This is a genomic window from Bullifex porci (assembly GCF_009695635.1).
GTDB lineage: Bacteria > Spirochaetota > Spirochaetia > Sphaerochaetales > Sphaerochaetaceae > Bullifex > Bullifex porci.
The window spans coordinates 121199-146929 of record NZ_VUNN01000004.1 but is presented as its reverse complement, the minus strand read 5'-3'; the positions used below and the strand labels follow the sequence as shown (position 1 = coordinate 146929).

The following is a 25731-nucleotide window of genomic DNA, read 5'->3' as shown; positions in this document are numbered from 1 at the left end:
ATTTCTTATCTTTCGAGAGCAGAATAAGGTATATGTGTCTCAATCTTTGATACAGATTATAACGTATTTGAGATTTAAGCTACTTTTATTTAAAAAAATAGCCACAGCTTTTTTGCTATGGCCTATAAACTTATCTTGCTAGAGTGTATATATCTTTAATTCTATCATGGTCTAATGTCATGAAGGATCCAAGAGTACGTTTACCATAGAAGGTTGCTTTTGTTGCAAGCTCTTCAAGCTGGTCATCTGTAAGAGTAATACCAAAATCAGATATTCTTATTGGCATTCCAAGACTCTTAAAGAACTCTTCAGTTTTATCGATTGCAGCATTTGCATCCTTATCATCATCACCAGTTAATTCAAGGCCAAATACTTCGTGACCGAAGAAAGCAAAGCGTTTTGGATTTTCCTTATAAACATAGCGAGCCCAAGTAGACCAAATAGCAGAAAGACCTGCACCATGTGCTACATCGAACATTCCAGATAGCTCATGCTCCATTTGGTGACATGCCCAGTCTCCACGCCATGAGTTACCAAATCCAGTGAACCCATTGTGTGAAACACTAGATGCCCACATGATATTCTCTCTTGCTTCATAGTTTGTTGGATCAGTTAATGCAATTGGGCCAAATTTAACCATAGTTCTTAAAAGTGCTGTTGCCATATTATCTGTAAATGCAAGAGTAGTGCCCTTAATAAAGAAACGCTCTATTGTATGCATCATGATATCAACAACGGCACAAGCTGTTTGGTACTTTGGAAGAGAGTAGGTATACTCTGGGTCTAAAAGAGCAAACTTAAGTCTGCAGTAATCTGTATTACAACCTCTCTTTAAGCCACCTTCATCATTTGTGATAACAGAGGAGTCACTCATCTCAGAGCCAGCAGCAGCCATAGTAAGGATACAGCCGATACTCATACATGCTGTAGGAGTTGCTTTTTGTGAGTAGAAGTCCCAAACATCGCCATCATATAAGCTTCCATATCCAATTGCTTTACAGCTATCGATTACTGAGCCTCCACCAATTGCAAGGATAAAATCGATGTTTTCCTTTTTAACTAACTCAACACCCTTTCTTACTAAGCTAACTCTAGGATTTGGAACAACACCACCAAGAGTAAAGGTTTTTATTCCACTTTCTTCAATAAGGCTTACTACTTCATCAAGTAAACCATTTTTCTTAATTCTATCTGAACCATAGTGAATGAGTACCTTTGTAGCATTTTGCTTCTTTAACTCATTTACTACCTCTTTATATGCACCCTTACCCATGAGTACATGAGTTGGTGTATAGTAGCTAGCTATTGCCATTCTTCTATCTCCTTATGCTCTTTTATTATTGCTCTTTGCTCTAATCCATTTGCTTTTACAACTAAGCCATCTTTCGCTCTTAAATGTATAAAATATTTACTTTCTTCTACAACCTCAAGCTTCATAAGCTTATCGTAATCAAGGATACCTTCATTATAAACAGGATTTATTGTGAGATAAACACAGCCAAGAGAGGTCATATTTTGGAAGAAGTGAGTTCCTTGGCTAGGCTCTACCTGGAAATCAGGGAGACCTGTTTCAATAATAACTCTAGCTCTTGAGATATCTGACCAAGCACAAGGGATTCCTAGCCATCTATCTGTTGAACCAAGTCTACCTGCTGCTATTAGGATGTAATCACAATCGATAGTTGAATTAAAGCTAGATAGCTCATTTGCCATCTCAACTGTCTTAGATTTATCAAAAGCATTAGGCTTTATCGTAATGATATCCTTTAGCTCTGAGATGTAACCATTACCCATTACTCTTTCTGCATAGATTATCGCATCGTTTTTCTCATAATCATCAATTTCGATATCACTTTCGTTATAGGTCGATGCAATTGGTCTTATCTGTAGAATTGAGAAGTCTGGCTTTTTCTCACCACTACGTTCTGTATTAACTGCTATTTCAATTTCAACAGGAGTACCCATGCTCCTTTCACCAAGCTTTAAAATAGTATCTACTACCTCGGCTAGAGGGAACATATCGTACTTTAACATTCCATTGAATGTGATAAGCTTAACTCCTTCTGCAAATGTTGATTCACTTAAAGCTCCAGTTGTTAAATCAAGAGTTGAAGCTATGTACTTTAACGATTTTGGCCAAGCAGATGCTTCTTTAATATTTAATAGGACTAGGTTGTCTATATTGTTAATTGGATCAAATGGAATAGTTAAATCAAGGGCATAGAAGGTATCCTGTGAGGCCGCATTACCATTTAAGGATTGAGATGGCTTTTTAGGCTTTGCAGGGCAGAATCTAAAAGCAGAACCGTCATCAACAACACTCTTTCCAAAGCCAAAGGATAGCATACCAACGCCATCCTCACTGCTTTGTCCATCGACAGGATAGTAATTAAGGCTTCTAGCAACACCACTTACATTAGGGAACCACCATTTACCATGCTTAGAGCCAGTAACCTGCTGAAGTATTACAGCCATCTTCTCTTCCTCAACCATGTGTCCTGTGATCTTCATATATTCACGTGCTCTTTGGAAGAATACAGATGCATAGACAGTTTTAACTGCTAGACTTAACTCTGCTAAGCGCTTTTCATCGCTACCTTCATTTGAAAGCATACAGGTTTGGTATACACCTGCAAAAGGCTCAGAGTGGCTATCCTCTAATAGAGATGATGATCTAACAGAGAGTGGTTGTTTTACAAACTTTAAAAACTCTGTTAGCGCAGTTTCTAATTCCTGTGGAATAGGAAGTGATAAAAATAGCTTTAAAATATCCTCATCGTTTTTCTCTACAAGTTCACTAACATTAAGCTTATTTAATTCAATAAAAGCATCATATAGTGATGTGGAAATAACTACTGTCTTTGGAATTGATAGATAAATAGATGGGAATTTCTGTTGAACTCCATTAGCCTTCATCTCAGCTGCAATAAAAGCAAGACCTCTACCTTTACCACCTAAGCTACCATTACCGATACGAGAGAAGAAGGAGGTATCATCATAGCTATCCGGGGAGAATTCTGCAATTACACCACGTGTACGTTGCATTCTATATTCTCTTATAGTGTTATATACATCCTCTCTAATTTTTTCACAGTGCTCCTCATCCTTAAAGGTCATTGCCTTAATAGTAGAAGCAAGTGTAAATAACCCCTTTGCTCTAAGCCAACGAGAGAAGTCATTACGCTTTCCATGGTAAACAAGTGATGAAGCAGGAACACTCATAAATGCATTTTGAAGCTCTTTCATAGTTTCTACTGTCTCAATTATTTCACCTGTTTTAGGATCGATAAAGTTAAATGGTCCAAAGCAGTAGAACTTAATAAAGTGCTCTTCAAGCTCAGACAAAAGTGTAGGTGAGGATTTATATAGGAATTCAGAAGCAACCTTTAAGGCTTCACCCTTTTGAGTAATATCGGAGGATTGAATTAATATTGGAACTTCACTATTATCCTTTCTAATCTCACGAGCAAGCTCAAGGCCGGAGCCTGTTTTATTACCTTTATATGGAAAGTTTACATCACTAATGATTCCTAAAACATTCTTTCTATATTTGTTGTAGTAATATAAGCCCTCTTCACCTGTGCGTGCGAGTACAATCTTAGGGCGTCCACGCATTCTAAGAGTTTTACCCCATTCATTTAAAGCCTCTAAAATTGAGTTTCTTGCTTGATGAATTAAGCAGGTATACATCTTAGGTAGGTAGGATGAGATAAATCTTACAGAGTCCTCAATTAGGATAATGACCTGTACATCTGCCTCAGAGGTATCATGCTCAAGATTTAATGAGTCCTCAATTAGCTTAACCATTGCTAAAAATAACGATGGATTACCCTGCCAATAGAATAGATAATCGATATTTTTCTTATTATCTTCCTTTAAGTTTTTAACTCTTCTATGGTCTGGTGATGGTGCTAATACAATTACCGGCATAGTTGGTTTGATAATCTTAATCTTCTCTGCAAGCTTTTCAACTCTTCCTGTATGAAAGTCTAGCATTGTAATTACAAGATCAAAGGATAGACGATCGAGTAAGGATAGCGCCTCTGCCTCAGATGAGGTATGTGTTATCTTTGGAGGATTACTTAAGCCTAAGGCTGTATACTCCTTATATAGCTCTTCCTCAACTCTTCCATCCTCTTCGAGCATAAACCTGTCATAGTCAGAGCAAATCAATAATACGTTATATATGTGTCTTCTCATTAAATTTGAGAAGGGTAGCCATGTTTGATCGAGATTATACATGATGATATTTTAGCATAAGTGAGCTAAAACGGTTAAGTATTATAAAATTTGCAATATTTTGCATTTTTATTCAGTAAAAATAATTTTTTTAGCAAATATAAAAAAGAAAATTTACAATATACTAAATTTTTGTTGACAGAATAAAAAAAGTGAATGTACTCTGTAATTGTCAAAAGGAGAAAAGCTATGTACGAAATAAACAGCTTTATGGCAGAGCTTGAGAGAAAAAATCCAGCTCAGAGCGAATTTATCCAGGCAGTAAGAGAAGTAGTTGAGAGCGTTATCGATGTTGTTAATGAAAATCCTGTATATCTTAAGAATAAAATTCTTGAAAGAATCACAGAGCCTGATAGAGTAATCTCCTTCAAAGTTGAATGGGAAGATGATAAAGGAGAGATTCAAGTTAATAAGGGATATAGAGTACAGTTTAATAACGCTATTGGTCCTTATAAGGGAGGACTCCGTTTCCATTCATCTGTAACTCTTGGTACATTAAAATTCTTAGGCTTTGAACAGACCTTTAAAAATAGCCTTACAACTCTCCCAATGGGTGGTGGTAAGGGTGGTTCTGATTTCTCACCAAAGGGTAAGAGTGATGCAGAAATCCTACGTTTCTGTCGATCCTTTATGACAGAGCTTCAAAAATATATTGGTCCAGATACAGACGTTCCAGCCGGTGATATCGGTGTTGGTGCTAGAGAAATTGGATTCTTATATGGCCAATATAAGAGATTAAGAGACGAAAATACTGGTGTATTAACAGGAAAGGGCCTTAACTTTGGTGGTTCATTAGTACGTCCTGAGGCTACAGGCTTTGGTACAATGTATTTTGCAAATGAGATGCTTAAAGCTCATGGCGATTCCTTTGAGGGTAAGAGAGTTGCAATCTCTGGCTTTGGCAATGTAGCTTGGGGTGCTGTTATGAAGGCTTCTCAGCTAGGAGCTAAGGTTGTTACTATCTCAGGTCCAGATGGATATATTCTCGATGAGGATGGTATTAATACTCCAGAAAAGTGGGCTTATATGCTACAGCTCAGAGCTAGTAATAATGATGTAGTTAGACCTTATGCAGAGAAATTTGGTGCTAAGTTTATCCCTGGAAAGAAGCCTTGGGAAGTAAAAGTTGATATGGCATTCCCATGTGCAATTCAAAATGAACTTAACTTAGACGATGCTAAGGCATTAGTGAATAATGGTGTTAAATATGTAGTTGAAACCTCTAATATGGGTGTTACTGCAGATGCAGCTACATTCTTAATTGAATCAAGAGTTCCTTTTGCTCCAGGAAAAGCAGCTAATGCTGGTGGCGTTGCAGTATCAGGACTTGAAATGACTCAAAATGCACAGCACCTTGCTTGGAGAGCAGAAGAAGTAGATGAAAAACTTAAGCACATTATGACCTCTATCCATGAATCATGTGTTAGAGAGGGTAGATGTGAAGATGGTTACATCAACTATGTAAAGGGTGCTAATATCGCAGGCTTTAAAAAAGTTGCTGATGCAATGTGTCAGTTAGGCTATTGAAATATTTTCTTCCTTGTGTTTTTCCTGCAGTTTCTTCCTTTGGGGACTGCAGGATTTTTATTACCTCTTATCCTTATCAATTCTTCTTAATACTATGATAGATAGGAAAGCAAAAAATAATGCAAATAATAGTAAAACTACCCAACACCCAACTACATTACTATTTGTTGATTCATAAGCAATATTAAAATTACTCTCTGCAGTTTTCAGACAAAACTCTTCAACCTTGCCATCTCTTTCTAGCTCTTCGATAAATATTTTGACAGGATGAAGACCTTCATATTCATAGTTCTGTAGTTTTACAACTTGCTTCCAAATAGAGGTCATTGGTAATGAGTTATATCCTCCAATTGCACAAACAGCGCATAGGCCATATTTTGCAATTGTAAGGAATGAGAGACTATTACTAACACCCTCTAATGCAAATACACCACCTGAAAAAAGAAGCTCAAAGATAAGTACAAATGGCATTACAGTCATTGCAATTGTAGTGTTTTTTGCTAAACAGGAAATGAATAAAGACATAGCATCAGCAGAATAGGTGATAAAAAAGAAGGTGAGTAATATATCTGTATAGAAAAATGGTGTTACTAACCCTGCTATTGGCATTTTGATTCCGCTTATTACACAAACAATTAATGTAACTATTGCTTGAATTAAGCATAAGAATGCTTGATAAATCATCTGTGCTGTAATGTACGAGGATATTCTCATGCCTGCTCTATGTTCTCTTTTTATAATTTGTCTTTCTCGACAAACAGTTTGTATTGAATTAAAAAAGCCATTCCAAATACATACACAGGTAAGAGCTAAGGAGCCCTTTAGGGTACCTTCCATGTTAACAAACAAATCCTTACCAATAGCAAAAGATACTAGAGCAGCTATTAATCCTGCCATTGGAATAATTTTCCATTCATCCATGTATATAAACATTCTGAAGAACTTAAATAGATATATAGGAATTTGTCTAAAATATCCTCTTCTTTTATCACTCATTTCTAAGTCCTCCAAATTTTTCTATTAATTCATCTGCTAAGCCTTCACCACCTTCTTCCTTGCGGTTAATCATTCTAACCATCTCTTCAAGCTTATCAGTATTAAAGAAGGTATTAGCATCATCTATTGATCCATAGAATACTAAGCGACCAGTACGCTCGGCATCCTTTGCAAGTATTATTACATCATCAAAAAGATCTTTTACTCTATCTGGTGAGTGTGTGATAACAATTACAATTCTTCCTGTTCTTGAGATTGCATGAAGTCTTTCCATTAAGTTTCTTGCAAGTACACCATCAAGACCAGAATCTGGCTCATCGAGGATAAAGAGGTATGGGTTTGAGATAAACTCTGAGGCAATAGAAATCCTTTTCTTTTGGCCACCAGATTGTTTTCCAACTAGATTTTGACATACTGCCTTAAGGCCAAAAATATCCATTACTTCATTAATTTTTTTCTTTTCCTCTTGTTTGCTTATAGAGAGCGGAAGACGTAGGTCTGCTGAATCAGAAATAGTTTTTTCAACTGTATCGTTATATCTTATTAAATCTTGCTGAGGTACAAACCCAATTTCATATTTAAGTGATTCAAAATCCTTATAAACATCACGTCCATTTAATAGAACTGTAGCATCTGCCTTCTCAAACCCTGTAATTGCATTTAAAAAAGTTGTTTTACCAGCTCCTGAACCACCTAATAGCATTACCATCCTACCTTGAGGGATATGCATATGAATATCTCTTAGTAATACTTTTTTGCCCTTTGTTAAGGAAGAGACAGTTCTACTCTTAATATTAATTGTTAACCCTTCATTTGATTCCTTTTCTTCATATTCAGATAATGAAGCAGCTCTTACTTCTCTTTCTTGAATTGTAGAGGTTGGTTGGAAACGATTCATTACACCCCAAAAGAAATAAATAGGGATTTCCAACATCATTAGAGCTGACCACCATTTATTTTGTTTAAATAGAACACAAAGAGCGGAATATATCTTTATTGTGTATAATATGGTTGAAATTGAAACAATTAAACTTAAGATTACAATAATTCTATAAGAAATAGCTGATACATTACTTAATTTAATATTAATAGCAGATACTGAAAAGGATAAGATATTGTTAAATAGATCAAGGATTAACAATACTCGTCCTTCATCTTTTTTATCTGCACATTTTGAGAGTATGTAGGTTCTGTAAAATGGAATTAGTGCTTTCCAACTCTTTTCTCCACATTTTCTAAATATTCCCCACATTCCAAATATGGAGAGGATTAAAAATATAAATTGTACTATTTCAAACATATAATTAATTATTAAAAAAATAGAATCATGGGTCTATAAAAATTATTGTAAAAAATTAACTTTTTATTATTGAAACAAAAATATAGATAGGTGTCATATATTGCTAATAAACATAGTTTGAGCTGTCAAATTTTTAACAGCTCAAATATTAATAATTATTAAACCATACTAAATAGCTTTGAAGCTGAAGCATCATCAATAAATAGATGCCAATCAGGGTGGGTTTTAAGAAGAGTTGCAGGGACCATTGGCGAAATTGGAGTTGTAATAGTTTTATATATTGCATCTGCTTTAACACTATGTGGTGCAACTGTAACAATGTGCTTTGCTTTCATAATTTCTTTAGGAGTCATTGAAATAGCTTGAGTTGGAACATCCTCTATACTCTTAAACCATCCTTCTCCAACCTGTTGAGCTCTACACTTTTGATCTAAAGTTACGACCTTGTAAGCTTCATCAGTTTCAAAATCTGCAGGAGGATCATTAAATGCTATGTGACCATTTTCACCTATACCAATAATACCGACATCGATAATATCTTTTCTTAGTTCTTTTGTTAGATAACTTATATTTTCTTCTATATTACCTTCACCTGAGACAAAATATGCAGCTTTTAAATTTACTTTTGAAACAAATCTTTCTTTTAAGTACTTTCTAAATGAAGCAATATGTGACTCAGGTAAATTTACATATTCATCAAGGTGAAACATCTCAACCTTACTCCAATCAACATCAAGCTTTATCAAGGCTTCAAACATTTCAAATTGACTTGATCCAGTTGAAACAACGATTCTTGCCTTTCCTCTTTCCTTTATCGCTTCATTAATTAAGTTTGCAATTAACTCAGCTGCTCTTTTGCCATTTAATTTTGCATCTTTAGAAATAGTTAAATTAATATTCATTTCTCCTCCAATTTTATTATTTTCAAAAAATCTCTCATTATATGAAAAGGATCCTTAACAGGAAGTGCAACTACCTTATCAATAGGCTCTCCTTTTCTGTCACGGATTTGAACCCATTCACCATTATTAGTAGATGGGAAGGTTGAAAAGGAATAATCAAAGGCCATTTCGTAGTAGTTTTCAAAGGTTTTATCTTTAGTAAGTACATAAAGCTTTCTATATAGATATAGCATCTCACTATGAGGCCACCAAAGCTTCATATCCCAAGTAGATGAAATCAGGTTTTCATAATCACTTTTATTATCTATTCCTTTTGGTCTTCCTCCATCTATATCTACAAAACGAAGAAGTCCACCATATTCTTTATCCCACCCTAAGGCTGTTACAGCTTTTGTTATTTCACATATTAGTGATAGCTTTTGATTTAATATGCAATTGTGTTCAAAGCACTCTATCATGAACCACATATCTTCAAGAGTGTGCCCTGGATTAATGTGTCGATCTAATAGAAGATTATCATTAAAAGAGGATGAAACATATTCTCTAATTAGTAATCTATTATTATCTAAGTGCTTTGAAAGAATTGTGTCTACACACCACATTTGCTTCTCTCTTAAAGACGCTGAATCTAAGTTGAAGGCTTCCAGCATAGACGAAGTGACTTCAAGAAGATTTGTTAAGATCATATATATTCCATGACTTGAGTAGCCATCAGGAATAGGGTATGGCTCTGTGTTATATTTTCCATCATCAATTCTTTTAAGAATAGAGTTTGTTATTTTTAATGCAATTGCGCTATAAGCTTTATTATTAGTTACCTTAGAGTACTCACTTAACCCAATAGCGACAAAGCAATCAGCATATATTGATGAAAAGTATTCACCCCTTTCATCCTTTAACCACATTCCCTTTTGATTACTTTTGAAGGTAACGTGATAAGCTTCATTGTATGAATATTTAGTTAAGAAGCTTGCTGTCTTTTCAGCAGCTTCTTCTATTTGCGAGTAGTTGATTGATGAAAACACATCCTTCATTTCTAAAAGAAGGGAGAGAATATACAACCATCTTCCTTGTGACCAAGAAAATTTATCATTAGAGATGAGTCTTTCTCCATCGTTAGTAATACAGTTAAGAATTCCTCCATACTCTTTATCGATGAATTTAAGCCAGTAGGGGACAAACCTGTCCTCTATCTGGCTAATGTAGAAATTAGATAAATTACTCATCCTTACATCTTGAGTGAAGATGATAAATCTCCACCCTTTCTGCTATTCATGGAGTAGATAATAGCAAATACTACTACAAGAAGAACGACTGAAAGAGCACTTGCTTCTCCAAGCTTACCATCTTGAACAGCTCCATATATTTGAATAGGAACTGTTCTAGTCTTTCCTGAGTATAGTAGAATAGTTGTACTTAACTCCTGCAAGAGAGTTGTAAGAGTCATTATAGAACCTGAAATAATTGCAGGGGTGATTAATGGTACACTTACCTTTCTAAATGTGTAAAACCAAGTAGCACCACTTATTGTACTTGCTTCCTCTAGTGATGGATTTAGCTGAGTAAGCTGTGCACTTACAGATCTATAGACATAAGGAGTTCTTCTAATCATGTAGGAAATAATAATGATTATATATGTTCCTGTAAGTCTAATAGCACTGTTACCACTAAATGCTGAAAGTAGTGCAATTGATACTACTGTACCTGGCAATATAAATGGAGCCATTACAGACAAATCGAGTAGGGCTGCACCCTTTGGCTTCTTTCTTTCTGTAATATATGCAATTACAGAACCAAGTATTGCACACAAAAGTGTTGCAGTAATAGACAAGAAGAATGAATTAAAGAGTTCCTTAGATGAGTATTTTGGGATTCTTAAATAGTTATTTAGTGTGAAGCCCTCAGGGAAAAGGCCAACCCACTTTGTAAAGAAACTCATTACAATAATTGTGAACTGTGGAAGTAAAGATACAATAAGAATAATTAAGCAATAAATAGTTGCTACAATTCTTATTCCCTTACCTTCATGTTGCTTCAGTTCTTTGTGTGTTGCTGAAATAGTTTCATATTCATGTCTTGCTACAACATATTTCTGTATGTATAAAACTAATGCAGTAATTGCTACGTTTACAACTGCGATAGAGGCAGCGCCATTAATATTAAAGAAGCCATTTACTTCGAAGTAAATTAGTGTTGGAAGAACATAATTGCTACCACCTATTACTGCAGGAATACCAAAGTTACCAATTGCTCTTACAAATACTAATAGGGCAGCAGCTCCGAGGGATGGAAGAATAAGAGGAAGAGTAATAGTTCTCATTATTCTACCTCCCTTTGAACCATAAGCATTGCAGACTCTTCAAGAAGAGAGTTTGCTCCGGCAAATGCTCCATAGCTTAGCTGGAATACAAAAGGATAGTAGGTAAGAGTCATACATAATATCATTCCAAACATTCCGTATATCGATGGAACGGTAATTCCTAATGGACCAAGTAACCAGTTTAAGAAAACTCTAATAACACCCTTGTTTCCCAAAAGAATAACCCAAGTATATGCTCCAACAAAGCTTGGCATGATGATAGGAAGTATTCCAAGTGAAAGAATTAGCTTTTTGCATGGGATTTTTACTCTTGCAACGAAGTATCCCATTGGGATTCCTATTAGCAAAGAGAAAAATGTGACACTAATACTTACTATAAAGGAGTTCTTTAAGCTCTTCATATATAGGTTACTAGTAAAGAATTGCTTAAAGCCCTCAAGTGACCATCCTGAGAATTCTAGTCCCTCTGTTGGTGTCCAAAAGGCTCTTAAAAGAGTCATAAATAGTGGATACAGAAGAAAAACAGCTAAAAAAAGCATAGGAATAGCAAAGATTATTGCCTGAGAAAAATCCTTTTGGAAGAATTTCTTTACCTTGCTCTTTTCATTACCGTTTTCTGTTATTGAAAACTTTTTCTTCATAGCTCACGTCCTTCTGGAGAAAATAAGCTAATCTTATCTTCCTTAAAGCCTACATAAACTCTATCACCTTCATGAATATCCTTTTGAAGTGAATCCATATCAATCTCAAGAGCTACAGGGGATATTGAGCTATCGATTGTTACTTCATAACGAATAAAGGAACCAAGGTGTTGGATAATATGAACATTACCTTCAATACACTTATTAAGAGGAGCTGCTGATACAATAAGCTGTTCTGGTCTTCCGCCAATTAGTACGCTATCACCTTTCTTAGCTTGAGTGCGACACTTTGCTTTTGGAATTGCAAATCTTATTCCCTTACCCTTTATCTCAACATCGATGCTATCCTTTGAGCTATCTATGACTGTAGATTCAAAGAAGTTCATCTTTCCGATAAAGTTTGCAACAAAAGCATTCTTAGGCTCATTATAAAGCTCATCAGAGGTACCAATTTGCTCTACAATTCCTTTTCGTAGTACTGCAAGTCTATCGCCAACAGCCATAGCCTCCTCTTGGTCATGAGTAACAAAGATAGTAGTAATATTTGTAGCCTTCTGTATTCTTCTAATCTCTGCTCTCATATAACGCCTGAGTTTAGCATCAAGGTTTGCTAAAGGTTCATCAAGAAGTAGAATATCAGGATCATATACAAGCGCTCGTGCAATAGCAACTCTTTGCTGTTGACCGCCACTTAAAGCAGTAGGACTTGGGTTTCTTTTTAATTCCTCTTGAAGTCCTACAAGCTCCATAACCTGTGTAACTTTTTTCTTTACCTCATCATTTGGGACTTTTCTAACACGTAAGCCATAAGCAACATTCTCGAAAATAGACATATGTGGGTAGAGTGCAAAGCTTTGGAAAACCATTCCAATATTTCTTTTATATGGAGGAATAGTAGAGATATCTACATCGCCATAATACATCTTTCCTGATGAGATCTCTTCAAGGCCTGCTGTTGATCTGAGTAGAGTAGTTTTACCACAGCCAGAAGGACCAAGTAGACAGAATAATTCACCTGGATTAATAGTAAAAGATACATCCTTTAATGCATGAACTGGGTTCTTGCTTCCTTCTCCGTAGATTTTATTGACATTTTCGTAGGTAACGTTGTTGCTCATGTTATTTTCCTTTTAAAAAATGGCCGGGAGACAAAGTCCCTCAGCCACCAAAATTTTTAGATTTTTCTTAATTAAAGAAGAGCGTTGAATTCTGCAACAAGTGCTTTCTTTGTAGCTGCTGCTTCTTTAGCATTGTATTCGAAGAACTTCATTTCTGAGAGAGCTGGAAGACCTTCTGGTCCAGGAATCTCTGTTGATACAGCTCTTCTATAGCACTCTGTTCTTACGATTTCATAAGCATCCGTTGTTGTCATAAAGTCGATAAACTTCTTTGCAGCTTCAGGGTTCTTACAGTTTGCAAGGATAGCAGAACCCTCAATTCTAAATCCTGTTCCTTCTTCTGCGAGTACATAAGCAACTGGGTCGCCTGCACTTATCTTCTTACCGATGTTTGCTTCACCTGTTACTGTAATTGCATATTCACCACGTGCAACAGAATCTGGACCAGCTGTTGAAGATGCTACATATGTTGTATTTGCTACAACCTGTTTTACGAAATCCATACCATAAAGCTTGTTCATCATGAAAAGCTGAGCATATGCTGAGCCGGAGGAAGCTGGGTTAGCAAGAACAATCTTACCCTTATATTTAGGATCAGCGAGGTCCTTCCATGACTTTGGAGCTTCGTCTGCTGATAATAAATCTGTGTTGTACATAATTGCCTGAAGAGGCATTGAGGTTGCATAGTACTTTGGCTCTTCGGATTTATTATCTTTATATTCTGGAGCTATCTTTGCATCGTTAGCACACTTATAAGGCATTAGCATGTCATAAATCTGGTCAAGGTTTTCACTTCCCATAAGGAGAATGACATCACCTTCTGGCTTAGGCCATTCAGTTTTAACTCTTGTTACTAGGTCTCCTGAACCAGCTCTAATAATGGTAACATCGATATTTGGATAAAGCTTATTAAATTCTTCTGTGAGCTTATCAGCTTCACCTTCTGATGCAGCACTGTAAATAACGAGACTTTCTTTTTGTGCACTTTCACTTGCTCCTTGAGCAAAAAGACCGAATGCTAAAAGAAAGATTAAACCTAATACGATAGTTTTTTTCATAGTGTTCTCCCTTTTTTCGTAATATCGAATTCAAATACTATAGTACCACGTATTTTCGAGAATGCAAGTTATTTTATAAATTTACTTTCGTTTATGAAAGTTTAGTTAAAAAGTAAGCCAACATTTCTTTCTGGCTCTTCTATTGATTCCAATATAAGGTTTGCACCCTTACTACTCGCATATGAGATAATTTCTTTATAGTATGGCATATATTTATCGAAGCTTAGGTGTGAATCCTTGTAATATCCAACGTGTGATGGGTTGGAGTGCAGATGCATTGTTTTTACTCTTCCTGTATCAAGAAGTAGCTTCGTTTGTGAAAGACAATCGAAACCAAAAATAATAGAATTTATAAAAAGATGTCCTACATCGATACATAAATTTAACCCCAAAGAGGCAAGATAAATTGATTCCTCTGGAAGTAGATTCATATAACCAACTCTTGGGTTCAGGTTTTCTAACGTAAGATTAAGACCAAGGTTGTTAATTTTTTTATTTAATTTTAAAGCATTTTCAACCATGATCTTAAATGCCTTTTTATATTTCTCTGATTTAATGTAGGAAGGTGCTGCAACAGATTCTTCCTTTTGTAGCATATATTCTTCCATATTTAAGTTTTTTAGCTGAGTTAATCTTGTTTGATAATCTCTTGAAACAAGACCATCTACTAAATAGCCAGGATGAAGCACCAGATTTTCTGCTCCAATTTCAATTGCAAGCTCTGCATTTTCAAGTATTGCCTTTTCAGACCATTCATAGCTAGAAAAGGATGCTAGATTAGGAAAATAATCTTTAACTGGGGCAAGCAGGTGTATACTTGCAACCCTATCTTTTACGATAGGAAGTATTTCCTTTAATGATGAAGGAGTTGATAAATAAGAAAGCTCAAAGTAGCAATCAGGATAGCTTTCTCTAATTCTATTAATAGTATCTATATCCTTAATTCCAACAAGTGAAATACCTTTTTTATTCATTAGATAAAATTACCTCGACTCCTAATTCTTCAAGCTTTTCTCTAAAGTCATTATCGATTTTATCTGTGATAAAGGTATCAATTAAATCCCAAGAGGATATAGTCGAAAAGGCTTTTTTCCCATATTTTGAAGAGTCTGCTAATAAAACTACCTTGTCAGCAGAGTGAATCATGTTTTTCTTTAGTTCTACCTCAATAACATCATATGAAGATATTATTTCTTGGTTATATGCCGCTGCTCCTAAAAAGAAGATATCGACATTCATGGACTTTACTGCATTATTTGCTATAGGACCAATTGTTCCCATCGAAGCTCTTCTAAGAGTTCCACCTAGTACTATTAAATTTACGCTCTCTTCATTTTTTAATATATCTTGAGCTAATATATTATTCGTTACTACAGTAATTTTTTTATCTTTTAGGTTTTCAGCTAAATGAATAGTAGTAGAACCTGAGTCAATTATTATAGTGCTACCATCTTTTATTAAGCTTGAAGCCTTTAAAGCAATTTCTTTCTTTTCTAATTCATTTTCGCTCATGGTGTTAGAAATAAATCGCTGTTTACTCTTTTTTTCGCTTTTCATAGCACCACCATGTGTTCTAATTAGTGAGCCTTCACTCTCAAGAGCACTTAAATCGGTTCTTATTGTAACAGTGCTTACGCCAAGAACCTTAGAAAATTCCTCAACAGTAACATATTCTCTATCTTTGAGAATATTAATAATTTCCTTTCTTCTATCTGTAATATCCATATTAGTACTTTGCTAAATTAGCTCTTACATACTCATCTGTGATTTGCTTTACCTCATTATTTAGTCTTTCGCATTCCTCTTTTGAATTTGAAACAACCTCCCAACGACACATTGCATCCTCACTACGACTTATTCTTTGAGCTACCTGTGCCCATATAGTGTTATCTAGATTAGTTGTTTTGTCAAATTCTGATGGAAGATTAAATCTCATAAGAGTTGCATCTAAGTCACTACCATCATCCATATCCTTTATAATTGTTGCACCAAGTTCAACCATTCTTGCTTCAACTCTATCCATTATTTCAGGCATCTTCTCTGGAGCTGCTTCACAATGTAATGGCCATTCTCTTTCTCTATAGAGATTATCCACTAGATCAAGAGCTTTCTTATATTGCTCTGGGTTTTCTTTATAAGCCTTAGCTGTTACAAGAGCAAAGAAGAGAGTATTTTCGATAGCTGCATATCCCTTTGATCTATCATTGATATCATATGGGAAATTCATATAGTAATGAGCAGATTCCTCTTCACATGCAAAATAGCCTTTATCACAATTCTCTCTTAATTTTGCTTTGATGAAGGAGTGTCCATTCCTAATAATATGTATTCTTGCACCGCTTTTTGCTATTTCAACTAGCGAAGTAGGGATAGCTTTTACATCTGCATAAAATTCTTTCTTTTCCCCATTATATATGTCCATTAGCTTACTTGCTATTATCGCCATATTTAACCCAGGAACTATTTGCTTACCATTTTTATACATTAAATCTAATCTATCGCCATCACCATCAAAGCAAAAGCCAATATCATAGTCTCCATTTTTCATCTCTTCTCTTGCTGGAGCAATAGATGATTCAATAATTGGATTTGGGTCTCCATATGGAAAAAGGCCATTAGGAACAAGATGCATTGACTCAACTTGGGCTCCCAATCTTTGAAATGCGGTAGTAATTTCTGTTCCTGCACTTCCATTTAAGAATTCAATTAAAATCTTCATACCTTTAAGGCTGTTTTCTTCAAGACCAGCAAGCTTTATAGAGTATGAAATAAAGTCATCAAGGTAGTTAATTGTTTTACATTCACCTTTTTCTTCTTCAATAATGCTTTCTTCTGAAAGATATATTTCTCTTATTTTTGCAATTCCACCTTCAGGTCCACATCCATCTGCAAGTGGAAATAGCTTTGGAGCCATAAGCTTAAGGCCTATATATGACCCTGGATTATGAGAAGCAGTGACCATTATTCCTCCAAATTCTGGGTGCTTCATACAGCTATAATAAAACTGACAAGTGGAAATTGGCAGCGGATTTAGAAATACATCTAAGCCAGCTCTTCTTAGCTCGTAGCATAAACTTTCAACTACCATTGGCGCATATAATCTTGCATCTCTACCAATAACCACAGCTGGAGCTTTTAATATAGTTTTATAATAAATAGCAACTGCTTCTGAGAGTCGTTTAAGGTTTTCTTGACTTAGCTTTTCAATCTTTGTTCTAATATCATATGGTTTGAACATACCTAAATTTAAATCTTTCATATTATTTCCCACTTTTGTGTTATTATAGCTATAAACGAAAGAAAAGCAAAATAAAATTTTTCGTTTTCGAAAGAAATTGTATATATTTTACTTTCATTTATGACAAAAATAATGGCTTTAAGAGAAAGTAGTGTTGATTTTAGGTAAATAAATTGAAAAACTTATTATTAATAAGGATATGTGAGCTTTAATTTCTTCTTTTAGCCTGAGCGCTATCAACCTTTTGGCTTTCCTCTATAGTGATAAGCAAATTATTAGATTACAAGTGAGAGAAATCGTTGAGAAAATTAAAACTAGAATTTAATCATTTATTTATAATTATCCAAAATACATAAAAAATATATAGTTTTGGATGATTATAATTGTTTTTCCAACTTTTTTACCAAAATATATATATGAAAAGGTTCAGTGCAAATTTTGTTGGTAGAGAAAATGAGATAAAAGAATTAGAGAAATACTACAATAGTGGGAGAAGTAGCAGAGAATCCCGTGGAGCTCAGCTTGATATTGTAGTAGACAGAGCTGATAACATTATTACATTATGTGAGGTTAAGTATTCTAGAGGTCTTTATCATTTAACGAAGGAAGAGTATTTAAAACTACAAAATAGGATAGAAATGTTCCAAGCAGAAGAGAAGGGTAAGATTAAAAAGGGTATTCAGTATGTGCTGATAACCAACTATGGCCTTTCTCAGTCTCAATATAATTCTGTTTTTTCTAAAGTTATTACCTTTTATAGTTTATTTTAATATATGTAATTTTTTTAGAAATTTTAAATTATCATTGACTATTTAAAATAATATGTCGGAATTATTCAAAAGAAAAAAACGACATTACATATATCCGTTTTTATGGGACTTAAGCTTGAAATGTGGTTCCTACTGCGTTATTATTTAAATTGGCTTAAGGGGACTTAAGCTGATTAATTAATCTTATCTGCGGGTAACCGCAAATCCAAATGCAAATGGAGAAAACAATGGCAAAAAAGTTCGTTACTATCGATGGTAACACCGCTGCTGCTCATATCGCTTATGCATTCAGCGATGTTGCAGCTATCTATCCTATCACACCATCATCACCAATGGCTGAGTATTCAGAACAGTGGGCTTCAATGGGCAGAGAAAATCTCTGGGGTAGAAAGGTTGATGTTATGGAGATGCAGTCAGAAGCTGGTGCTGCAGGTGCAGTTCACGGTTCTCTCGTAGCAGGTGCTCTTACAACAACATTTACAGCATCTCAGGGTCTCTTACTCATGATCCCTAATATGTACAAGATTGCAGGTGAGATGATTCCTTGTGTATTCCACGTTTCAGCTCGTTCACTTGCTGCACAGTCACTTTCTATCTTTGGTGACCATTCAGACGTAATGGCATGTCGCCAGACAGGTTTCGCAATGACTTGTGCTTCATCTATCCAGGAAACAATGGATATGGCTTTAGTTGCTCACCTTTCAACTCTTAAGGCTGATGTTCCATTCCTCAACTTCTTCGATGGTTTCAGAACATCTCACGAAATCCAGAAGGTTGAAGAGATCTCTTATGAAGATATTAAGACTCTTGTTGATGAGAAGCTCATTGCTAAATTCCGCTCACGCGCTCAGCGCCCAGAGCATCCAATGATTCACGTTGCAGCTCAGAACGAAGACGTTTACTTCCAGGGTCGTGAATCTTCTAACAAGTACTATGATGCAGTTCCAGGTATTGTTCAGGAATACATGGATAAGGTTGCTACTATTACAGGTCGTCAGTACCACCTCTTTGATTATGTTGGTGCTCCAGATGCTACAGACGTTGTTATCGTAATGGGTTCAGCAGCAGATACATTTGAGTGGGCTGTTAAGTACATTAATGCTAAAGGTGGTAAGGTTGGTCTTATCAAGGTTAGACTCTATCGCCCATTCAGCGCAGAAGCATTTGTTAACGCTATCCCAGCTTCAGTTGAAAGAATTGCAGTTATGGATAGAACTAAGGAACCAGGCTCACTTGGTGAACCACTTTACCTCGATGTTGTTGCAGCTCTTGACAACCAGGGTAGAAAGGGTATCAAGGTTATCGGTGGTCGCTATGGTCTCTCTTCTAAGGACTTTACACCTTCTCACGCTAAGGCAGTATTTGATTTCCTTGCTACTAAGGATGCTTTCCATGGTTTCACAGTTGGTATCAACGATGATGTTACTCATAAGTCAATCCCAGTTAACGAATCAATCAACGTTACACCAGCAGGTGTAGTAAGCTGCATGTTCTATGGTCTTGGTTCTGATGGTACAGTTGGTGCTAACAAGAACTCTATTAAGATCATCGGTGATAATACTAACCAGAACGCTCAGGCATACTTCGCTTATGACTCAAAGAAGTCTGGTGGTATCACAATTTCTCACCTCAGATTCGGTGAAGGTAACCTCGATATGCCATGGCTTATCGACCATGCTGACTTTGTAGCATGTCATAACCCAGCATATATCGGTCGTTACGATATGCTCGATACACTCAAGGAAGGCGGTGTATTCCTCCTCAACTCTCAGATTCCATCTGATGAAGTATTTGAGCACCTCCCAAGACACGATCAGGAGATCATCATCAATAGAAAGATTAGATTCTTCAATATCGATGCTCTCTCAATTGCTAAGGCAGCTGGTCTTGGAACAAGAATTAACACAGTAATGCAGGCTGCATTCTTCAAGATTTGTGGTGTTCTTCCTGAAGAAGAAGCTATTGAGCTTATCAAGAAGTACATCAAGAAGACCTTCCTCAAGAAGGGTGAAGATGTTGTTAATAAGAACTGGGCAGCAGTTGATGGCGCTTCAGCAGCACTTGTTGAGGTTAAGATTCCTGCTACTATCACAAAGAGCTTAGAGCCTAAGAAGCTTATCCCAGATGATGCTTCAGACTTTGCTAAGAACAACATTGAGCCTATCATGCACCTCAAGGGTAATGATATCCCTGTATCATGCATGAGCTATGATGGTACACTCCCATCAGGTACAACAAAGCTTGAGAAGCGTGGTGTTGCAGCATTCATTCCTCACTGGGATAGCACAAAGTGTATCCAGTGTAACCAGTGTGTACAGTCATGTCCACACGCAGCTATCAGAGCTAAGCAGATCACTCCAGAAGATGCAGCTAAGGCTCCAGAGACATTCGTAACAATTAAGTCTAACACAAAGAATGATCGTGACCTCAGATTCAAGATTCAGGTTTACACAGAAGACTGTCAGGGTTGTGGTGTTTGTGTTGAAACTTGTCCTGCTAAGGAGAAGGCTCTCGAGATGAGACCTGTTGAGGAAGAAAGAGCAGCTGGTGAAGTTGCTAACTTCGAGTACTTCGAAAGCCTCACATATGACAACCTCGATGGACTTAACATGGCTACAGTTAAGGGTCTCCAGTTCAAGCAGCCTCTCTTCGAGTTCAGTGGTGCATGTGCTGGTTGTGGTGAAACTCCATATGTTAAGATGCTTTCTCAGATTTGTGGTGAAAGAGCAGTAATTGCTAACGCTACAGGTTGTTCATCAATCTACTCAGGTACATATCCTACTATCCCATACACAAAGCGTGCTGACGGTAGAGGACCAGCTTGGGGTAACTCACTCTTCGAAGATAACGCAGAGTATGGTCTTGGTATGAGACTCGCTATCGATGCTAACAGAGGCCTCTTAAGAAGCAAGTGTGATGCATACATTGCTAAGGGTTGTTCAGCTGAGCTTAAGGCTGCTATCGAGAAGTGCTATGGTCTTTGGGATGATATGACTGAAGCTTCTATCCAGGCTCAGAAGGATCTCCAGGCAGTTCTTGCTAACGAGAAGGCAGCTGATGCAGAAGCACAGGCTCTCCTCGATAAGATTGTAGAGCTCCAGGATTACTTCGCTGAGAAGAACGTTCTCATCATCGGTGGTGATGGTTGGGCATACGATATTGGTTACGGTGGTGTTGACCATGTTGTTGCTTCTGGTAAGAACGTTACAATCCTCGTACTCGATACAGAAGTTTACTCTAACACAGGTGGACAGGCTTCTAAGTCAACTCCTATCTCAGCAGTTGCTAAGTTCGCTAACTCTGGTAAGAAGCTTGGTAAGAAGAACATGGGCTTCATGTGCATGAGCTATGGTTATGTATATGTTGCATCTTGTGCTCTTGGTTATAACAGACAGCAGGCTCAGAAGTGCCTCCAGGAAGCAGTTGCTTACAATGGTCCTTCAATCGTATTCTGCTATGCTCCATGTATCAACCACGGTATCAACATGCGCTTCAGCCAGGTTGAGGCTAAGAAGGCTGTTGAGGCTGGTTACTGGCCACTCTACCGCTTCAATCCAAAAGGCGAAGCAGGTAAGAAGTTCACATGGGAAACAAAGCCAGCTACAAGCGACTATGTTGACTTCATTAAGGGCGAAGTTCGTTACTCATCACTCTACAAGACTAACCCAAGCGAAGCTGATGAACTCTTCTCAAAGGCAGCAGCTGATGCTAAGGAAAGACTTGCATTCTACGAGAAGTGTGGTGCAGTTATGGGTGAAATTCTCTAATAGAGATTTTTACCTAGCTATAAAGGGAGTTCTTCGGAGCTCCCTTTTTTATAGATATATGTTTTATGAAAATTGATTTTGCATCTTATTTAGATATTGATTCCTGGATGATTCTTGTTGATAAGGTAAAGGATTTATTTCCTGGCCTTGTGATGGATGAGCATAGAAAAACTGTAATTGAATTTATAGAAAGAAAAGAAGCTATCTGTGCTAAGGATGAAGAAAAAATAGTAGGAACACTATTGTTTTCTAAAGAATTAAATATGATTTGCTTTTTAGCAGTTGATCCGTCTTATAGAAGAAAGCATATTGCAAAAGAAATGATTGAATATATGCTTCCTCTTCTTGATAGAAATCGTGAAGTAATTGTTACAACCTATAGAGAAGGTGATAGCAAGGGTTTTTCAGCTAGAGCCTTTTATAAGAATATTGGATTTAAGGAAGGTAAACTAACTGAAGAATTTGGATACCCTGTGCAAGAATTTCTCCTAAAATTATAGAAAAGTCATGCTTTCCTCCCTAAAAATATATGGAAAAGTCATGATTTTTGAGCTTAAAATATATGGAAAAGTCATTTCAGCTATGAAAATATTTTCTTGTATGGAGTAATAAATGCTTGCAAGGAAAATATATAACGTAATAGAACAACATTTTGTAAATAAAGAACAAGAAATAATATTAGTTGATGGAAGTAGACAGGTAGGAAAACATATATAATAAGAAAGGTTGGTGAAAGCCTTTTTGCAGTTGTTAATGATATTAATGACTTATATTTAAAGCTTAGCTTAGTAGCTGGAAATAAGTTAGATTCATATGAAAACACATTAATTTTCTTGGCTCAATCATAAATTTTGTGGGATTTAGGGTTTCTGACATATTCTCGTGGTTGTAATTACACTATTCATAGTGCTCTTAGTAATTTTACTAGTAAAGAAGAATATAATATCGAATATGCATATGTTCTTTGTTCAGGACGAGAGATAAAGCAAAAGAATAAAATAATTTATCTTCCAATTTATTTTGTAATGTTTATAAAAAAGAATAATTTTTCAGAGGAAGAGCTATTATTATAACTGTGTGATATACTACTCTTATGGATAAAGAATACTCATTAAGATTAATTGAAAAGCTTTCTCAAGCAACTGGCTTACCAGGCTATGAGGATGATGTTAGGAAAATAATAAAAGAAGAATTAAAGGACTTTGAGTATAGTCAAGATAATATAGGAAACTTAGTATATACCTTTAAGGGTAAAGAGGATGGTAAAACTATTTTATTTTGTGCTCATATGGATGAAATTGGCTTTATGGTCTCAGATATCCTTGAAACAGGATATTTGAGATTAATTAGTCTTGGAGGTTGGTCAACGTTAACACTTCCTTCATCACCTGTTGAGGTAATAAATCAAAAAGGTGAGCGTCACTATGGAATTATTGGTCAAATCTCTCCTCATTTTATTAAGAAGAACCAAAGTGTTAATGTTCCGGATTTATCAGAGCTATTTGTTGATATTGGTGCAAATGATGATAAAGATGTAAAAGAGAGCTTTGGTATTGCTATTGGGGACTTGGTAGTTCCTGTTGCACCTTTTAAATATATTAAAGAAACAGATAGAGTATTTTCTAAAGCCTTTGATGATAGAATAGGGTGTGCTGTTTTAGTTGAATTAATAAGGACCTTTAAAGAGTGCAATAATACTGTTATTTTTGCTTTCACAACTCAAGAGGAGGTAGGAGAAAGAGGCTCTGCTGTTTTAAAAAATTATATCCATCCTGATATCACAATTGTTGTTGAAGGTGCTCCTGCAGATGATATGCCATCAGGTCCAGCTCATCCATTAACAAGAGAAGGAAAAGGTGCTCACATAAGAATATTTGATCCATCTCACATTGGTTCAAGGGATGTACTTGATAGCTTAAGAAGGGTTGCTTCCTCAAATGGTATTATTATACAAGAGGCAATAAGAACTGGTGGTGGAACAGATGCTGTTACTATGTCTCAATCTGGAAGAGGATCAAAGTGTGTAGTAACAGGGGTTGCAACTCGCCATGCTCATTCTCATAATTCATCTATTTCTCTTTTTGATTATTATGAGCTAATTAAGCTACTTATGGGATTCTACCAAGAGTAGAGCTTAGCTATTAATATTTGGTATTACGATAGGTGTGAAGGAGAAAATAAACTTTACACCTATCGATTTTAATGATTGGAATGGAAGAGAAATTTTCTATTATTTTTCATCAATTGCACCAACAGGGTACTCGTTAACCTTTAAAATTAATGTGACTAAGCTTAAAAGAGCAATGGAAGATAAAAAGTTAAAATTCTTTCTTGCTTATTCGTATGTAGTTACAAAGAGCTTAAATAAACAAAAAGAGTTTAAGATTGCAAAGGAGAATGGAGTACTTGGTTATTACGATACCTTAACGCCACTATATGCAACCTTTCATGACGATGATAAAACCTTTTCTCTTATGTGGTGTGAGTATTCAGATGATTTTTTAACTTTTTATCAAAGCTATATCACGAACCAAAAGAAATATGGTGATGTACATGGAATATTATGTAATGGAATTCCTCCTAAAAATGCATATACCGTTTCTACTATTCCATGGGTTGAGTTTAATCATTTTGCTATGCATTCATTTGAGAATAAAGAGTATTATTTTTCCATCTGTAGAAGCAGGTAAGATAGTAAATAGAAATGGAGAGTTAATCATGCCTCTTTCTATGACATGTCATCACGCAACAACAGATGGATACCACATAAAATGCTTTATTGACACATTGAATATAGAGATGGATGAACTAAGTAAAAAAAATTGTGGGTAAATAAGATACCCACAACGATAATTAGTTATAAATCGAAATAATTTCTTTAAGGTAATTTAGATATTTTTCTCTGTAGCTGTCAGGTGAGATAATTCTTACAGATTTTCCACATTGGAAAATTTTCATCATTACTTCAATTGAGTTTTCAACCTCAAAGGAACACTTTATCTTATTGTTTTCATCCTTAACGATATTAATATCACCATGAATAATATTTCTAAAGGCATTTAATGCAGATTTCTCTTGAAGCTCAAGTACAAGTGGAACCATATCAATAGCATCGTATGACTCTTCCTTTTCCTTATCCATCTTAAATGGCTTTAGGTTATCAGGGATAGTGTAGGTTTCATCAAGAAGAGTAGCACTTACTATCTTTGTAATATCGAGTGTAATAATTTCTTTAGTATGTCTAAGACGACCTGTTACACTAATTGGCTGTCTAGTTTTATTTTCATCTCTAAAGCCAATAAAGTATGGTGCAAGCTCGATCTCATCGTTATCTGATAGCTCTATACGTACAATTCTACCAGTTACCCAAGCATCGATTAAAACCTCTAATATAGCGTTATATTTAGTATTTTTATTTCTATTCTTCTGCACCTCTTGGTCTATCTTTTCTGCAACCATTAGCATGTTGTCACTAATCTTTGGTGCATAGGAGCGCATGTTCATTGCTATCTTTCTTAAACCTGAGGCTAGGTGTGGTGATTGAATCTCACTATTATTTATAAGAACCTCTGCACTAAGGTTGAAGGCTAGAGACTCATATATTGAGAGAGCAATATTTTCATCCTCTTCCTTTTGCTTAATTTTAATTAGATTATTCTCTTCATAAACATCGATATGCTCAGAGAGGTCCTCAACATATCGTGATATAGTTGATCTATGAACACCAAGTCTTCTTGCTATTTCTGCTCTTCTTAAACCCTCTGGGTGAGAGCGTAGTAATAGCTCTAATTGTGCAACTCTTTCACCTTTCATAAAATACTCCGATAAAAATTAGTATATCATATTTTTTTAATA

General features: G+C 35.8%; 19 protein-coding genes and 1 pseudogene. 6 read left to right on the top strand and 14 right to left on the bottom strand.

Going from position 1 to position 25731, the window contains the following annotated elements:
• Nucleotides 1–130: 130 nt before the first annotated feature.
• Entirely contained in the window at nt 131–1312 is a 1182-nt protein-coding gene (locus FYJ80_RS03780) for an iron-containing alcohol dehydrogenase (protein WP_154424797.1), read from the bottom strand.
• Nucleotides 1303–4242 (bottom strand): PEP/pyruvate-binding domain-containing protein, encoded by a 2940-nt coding sequence (locus FYJ80_RS03775; protein WP_154424796.1) that lies wholly within the window; start codon nt 4240–4242, stop codon nt 1303–1305. Before FYJ80_RS03775 ends, FYJ80_RS03780 begins: the two co-directional genes overlap by 10 nt.
• A 186-nt stretch (nt 4243–4428) precedes the next feature.
• On the opposite strand from FYJ80_RS03775, the gene gdhA reads away from it, so the two are divergent.
• A complete protein-coding gene (gene gdhA, locus FYJ80_RS03770) occupies nt 4429–5766 on the top strand; it encodes an NADP-specific glutamate dehydrogenase (RefSeq protein ID WP_154424795.1) in 1338 nt (445 codons plus the stop codon).
• 60 nt (nt 5767–5826) lie between these two features.
• On the opposite strand, the gene FYJ80_RS03765 is transcribed toward gdhA, so the two are convergent.
• The 11 genes from FYJ80_RS03765 to FYJ80_RS03720 all read right to left on the bottom strand — a co-directional run bounded on the left by FYJ80_RS03765 (nt 5827) and on the right by FYJ80_RS03720 (nt 17360).
• Complete coding sequence (locus tag FYJ80_RS03765; RefSeq protein WP_154424794.1) at nt 5827–6762, bottom strand: ABC transporter permease; 936 nt, start codon at nt 6760–6762, stop codon at nt 5827–5829.
• Nucleotides 6755–8062 (bottom strand): ATP-binding cassette domain-containing protein, encoded by a 1308-nt coding sequence (locus tag FYJ80_RS03760; protein ID WP_154424793.1) that lies wholly within the window; start codon nt 8060–8062, stop codon nt 6755–6757. Before FYJ80_RS03760 ends, FYJ80_RS03765 begins: the two co-directional genes overlap by 8 nt.
• A gap of 158 nt (nt 8063–8220) precedes the next feature.
• Nucleotides 8221–8964 carry a 6-phosphogluconolactonase gene (locus FYJ80_RS03755; RefSeq protein WP_154424792.1) on the bottom strand — a complete coding sequence of 248 codons (744 nt, stop codon included), beginning with the start codon at nt 8962–8964 and terminating at the stop codon, nt 8221–8223.
• Nucleotides 8961–10190 carry an AGE family epimerase/isomerase gene (locus tag FYJ80_RS03750; protein ID WP_154424791.1) on the bottom strand — a complete coding sequence of 410 codons (1230 nt, stop codon included), beginning with the start codon at nt 10188–10190 and terminating at the stop codon, nt 8961–8963. Before FYJ80_RS03750 ends, FYJ80_RS03755 begins: the two co-directional genes overlap by 4 nt.
• 2 nt (nt 10191–10192) lie before the next feature.
• On the bottom strand, nt 10193–11284 hold the full coding sequence (locus FYJ80_RS11725; RefSeq protein WP_206360952.1) for an ABC transporter permease: 1092 nt from the start codon (nt 11282–11284) through the stop codon (nt 10193–10195).
• The gene (locus tag FYJ80_RS11720) at nt 11284–11925 is read right to left on the bottom strand and encodes an ABC transporter permease (protein ID WP_206360951.1); all 642 of its coding nucleotides are present in this window, start codon (nt 11923–11925) and stop codon (nt 11284–11286) included. The genes FYJ80_RS11725 and FYJ80_RS11720 overlap by 1 nt, the downstream gene beginning before the upstream one ends.
• Nucleotides 11922–13043 carry an ABC transporter ATP-binding protein gene (locus FYJ80_RS03740; RefSeq protein WP_154424790.1) on the bottom strand — a complete coding sequence of 374 codons (1122 nt, stop codon included), beginning with the start codon at nt 13041–13043 and terminating at the stop codon, nt 11922–11924. The genes FYJ80_RS11720 and FYJ80_RS03740 overlap by 4 nt, the downstream gene beginning before the upstream one ends.
• A 71-nt stretch (nt 13044–13114) precedes the next feature.
• Nucleotides 13115–14101: an extracellular solute-binding protein gene (locus FYJ80_RS03735; protein ID WP_154424789.1), complete on the bottom strand. Its 987-nt coding sequence runs from the start codon at nt 14099–14101 to the stop codon at nt 13115–13117.
• 101 nt (nt 14102–14202) lie between these two features.
• On the bottom strand, nt 14203–15075 hold the full coding sequence (locus tag FYJ80_RS03730) for an apurinic/apyrimidinic endonuclease family protein (protein WP_154424788.1): 873 nt from the start codon (nt 15073–15075) through the stop codon (nt 14203–14205).
• Nucleotides 15068–15826 (bottom strand): DeoR/GlpR family DNA-binding transcription regulator, encoded by a 759-nt coding sequence (locus tag FYJ80_RS03725; protein ID WP_154424787.1) that lies wholly within the window; start codon nt 15824–15826, stop codon nt 15068–15070. The genes FYJ80_RS03730 and FYJ80_RS03725 overlap by 8 nt, the downstream gene beginning before the upstream one ends.
• Nucleotide 15827: 1 nt before the next feature.
• Nucleotides 15828–17360, bottom strand: coding sequence for a phosphoglucomutase (locus FYJ80_RS03720; RefSeq protein WP_154424786.1), 1533 nt, complete (start codon nt 17358–17360; stop codon nt 15828–15830).
• A 395-nt stretch (nt 17361–17755) separates the two neighbouring features.
• On the opposite strand from FYJ80_RS03720, the gene FYJ80_RS03715 reads away from it, so the two are divergent.
• The 5 genes and pseudogenes from FYJ80_RS03715 to FYJ80_RS03695 all read left to right on the top strand — a co-directional run bounded on the left by FYJ80_RS03715 (nt 17756) and on the right by FYJ80_RS03695 (nt 24708).
• Nucleotides 17756–18109, top strand: coding sequence for a hypothetical protein (locus FYJ80_RS03715; RefSeq protein WP_154424785.1), 354 nt, complete (start codon nt 17756–17758; stop codon nt 18107–18109).
• 227 nt (nt 18110–18336) lie between these two features.
• Complete coding sequence (gene nifJ / locus FYJ80_RS03710) at nt 18337–21876, top strand: pyruvate:ferredoxin (flavodoxin) oxidoreductase (RefSeq protein ID WP_154424784.1); 3540 nt, start codon at nt 18337–18339, stop codon at nt 21874–21876.
• Between the two features lie 65 nt (nt 21877–21941).
• Complete coding sequence (locus FYJ80_RS03705; protein ID WP_154424783.1) at nt 21942–22376, top strand: GNAT family N-acetyltransferase; 435 nt, start codon at nt 21942–21944, stop codon at nt 22374–22376.
• Between the two features lie 593 nt (nt 22377–22969).
• The gene (locus tag FYJ80_RS03700) at nt 22970–24007 is read left to right on the top strand and encodes a M42 family metallopeptidase (protein WP_154424782.1); all 1038 of its coding nucleotides are present in this window, start codon (nt 22970–22972) and stop codon (nt 24005–24007) included.
• Nucleotides 24008–24041: 34 nt separating this feature from the next.
• Nucleotides 24042–24708: pseudogene (locus FYJ80_RS03695) on the top strand (CatA-like O-acetyltransferase).
• Between the two features lie 21 nt (nt 24709–24729).
• On the opposite strand, the gene FYJ80_RS03690 reads toward FYJ80_RS03695, so the two are convergent.
• Entirely contained in the window at nt 24730–25689 is a 960-nt protein-coding gene (locus tag FYJ80_RS03690; protein ID WP_154424781.1) for a helix-turn-helix transcriptional regulator, read from the bottom strand.
• Nucleotides 25690–25731: the final 42 nt, after the last annotated feature.

What these genes read in the sequence shown, in the direction of transcription:
- FYJ80_RS11725 (WP_206360952.1), bottom strand. Translation starts at nt 11,284, where the DNA reads ATGAGAACTATTACTCTTCCTCTTATTCTTCCATCCCTCGGAGCTGCT.
- FYJ80_RS03750 (WP_154424791.1), bottom strand. Translation starts at nt 10,190, where the DNA reads ATGAGTAATTTATCTAATTTCTACATTAGCCAGATAGAGGACAGGTTT.
- FYJ80_RS03730 (WP_154424788.1), bottom strand. Translation starts at nt 15,075, where the DNA reads ATGAATAAAAAAGGTATTTCACTTGTTGGAATTAAGGATATAGATACT.
- FYJ80_RS03700 (WP_154424782.1), top strand. Translation starts at nt 22,970, where the DNA reads ATGGATAAAGAATACTCATTAAGATTAATTGAAAAGCTTTCTCAAGCA.
- FYJ80_RS03765 (WP_154424794.1), bottom strand. Translation starts at nt 6,762, where the DNA reads ATGAGTGATAAAAGAAGAGGATATTTTAGACAAATTCCTATATATCTA.
- FYJ80_RS03720 (WP_154424786.1), bottom strand. Translation starts at nt 17,360, where the DNA reads ATGAAAGATTTAAATTTAGGTATGTTCAAACCATATGATATTAGAACA.
- FYJ80_RS03755 (WP_154424792.1), bottom strand. Translation starts at nt 8,964, where the DNA reads ATGAATATTAATTTAACTATTTCTAAAGATGCAAAATTAAATGGCAAA.
- FYJ80_RS03780 (WP_154424797.1), bottom strand. Translation starts at nt 1,312, where the DNA reads ATGGCAATAGCTAGCTACTATACACCAACTCATGTACTCATGGGTAAG.
- gdhA (WP_154424795.1), top strand. Translation starts at nt 4,429, where the DNA reads ATGTACGAAATAAACAGCTTTATGGCAGAGCTTGAGAGAAAAAATCCA.
- FYJ80_RS03740 (WP_154424790.1), bottom strand. Translation starts at nt 13,043, where the DNA reads ATGAGCAACAACGTTACCTACGAAAATGTCAATAAAATCTACGGAGAA.
- FYJ80_RS03705 (WP_154424783.1), top strand. Translation starts at nt 21,942, where the DNA reads ATGAAAATTGATTTTGCATCTTATTTAGATATTGATTCCTGGATGATT.
- FYJ80_RS03775 (WP_154424796.1), bottom strand. Translation starts at nt 4,242, where the DNA reads ATGTATAATCTCGATCAAACATGGCTACCCTTCTCAAATTTAATGAGA.
- FYJ80_RS03725 (WP_154424787.1), bottom strand. Translation starts at nt 15,826, where the DNA reads ATGGATATTACAGATAGAAGAAAGGAAATTATTAATATTCTCAAAGAT.
- FYJ80_RS03760 (WP_154424793.1), bottom strand. Translation starts at nt 8,062, where the DNA reads ATGTTTGAAATAGTACAATTTATATTTTTAATCCTCTCCATATTTGGA.
- FYJ80_RS03690 (WP_154424781.1), bottom strand. Translation starts at nt 25,689, where the DNA reads ATGAAAGGTGAAAGAGTTGCACAATTAGAGCTATTACTACGCTCTCAC.
- nifJ (WP_154424784.1), top strand. Translation starts at nt 18,337, where the DNA reads ATGGCAAAAAAGTTCGTTACTATCGATGGTAACACCGCTGCTGCTCAT.
- FYJ80_RS11720 (WP_206360951.1), bottom strand. Translation starts at nt 11,925, where the DNA reads ATGAAGAAAAAGTTTTCAATAACAGAAAACGGTAATGAAAAGAGCAAG.
- FYJ80_RS03735 (WP_154424789.1), bottom strand. Translation starts at nt 14,101, where the DNA reads ATGAAAAAAACTATCGTATTAGGTTTAATCTTTCTTTTAGCATTCGGT.
- FYJ80_RS03715 (WP_154424785.1), top strand. Translation starts at nt 17,756, where the DNA reads ATGAAAAGGTTCAGTGCAAATTTTGTTGGTAGAGAAAATGAGATAAAA.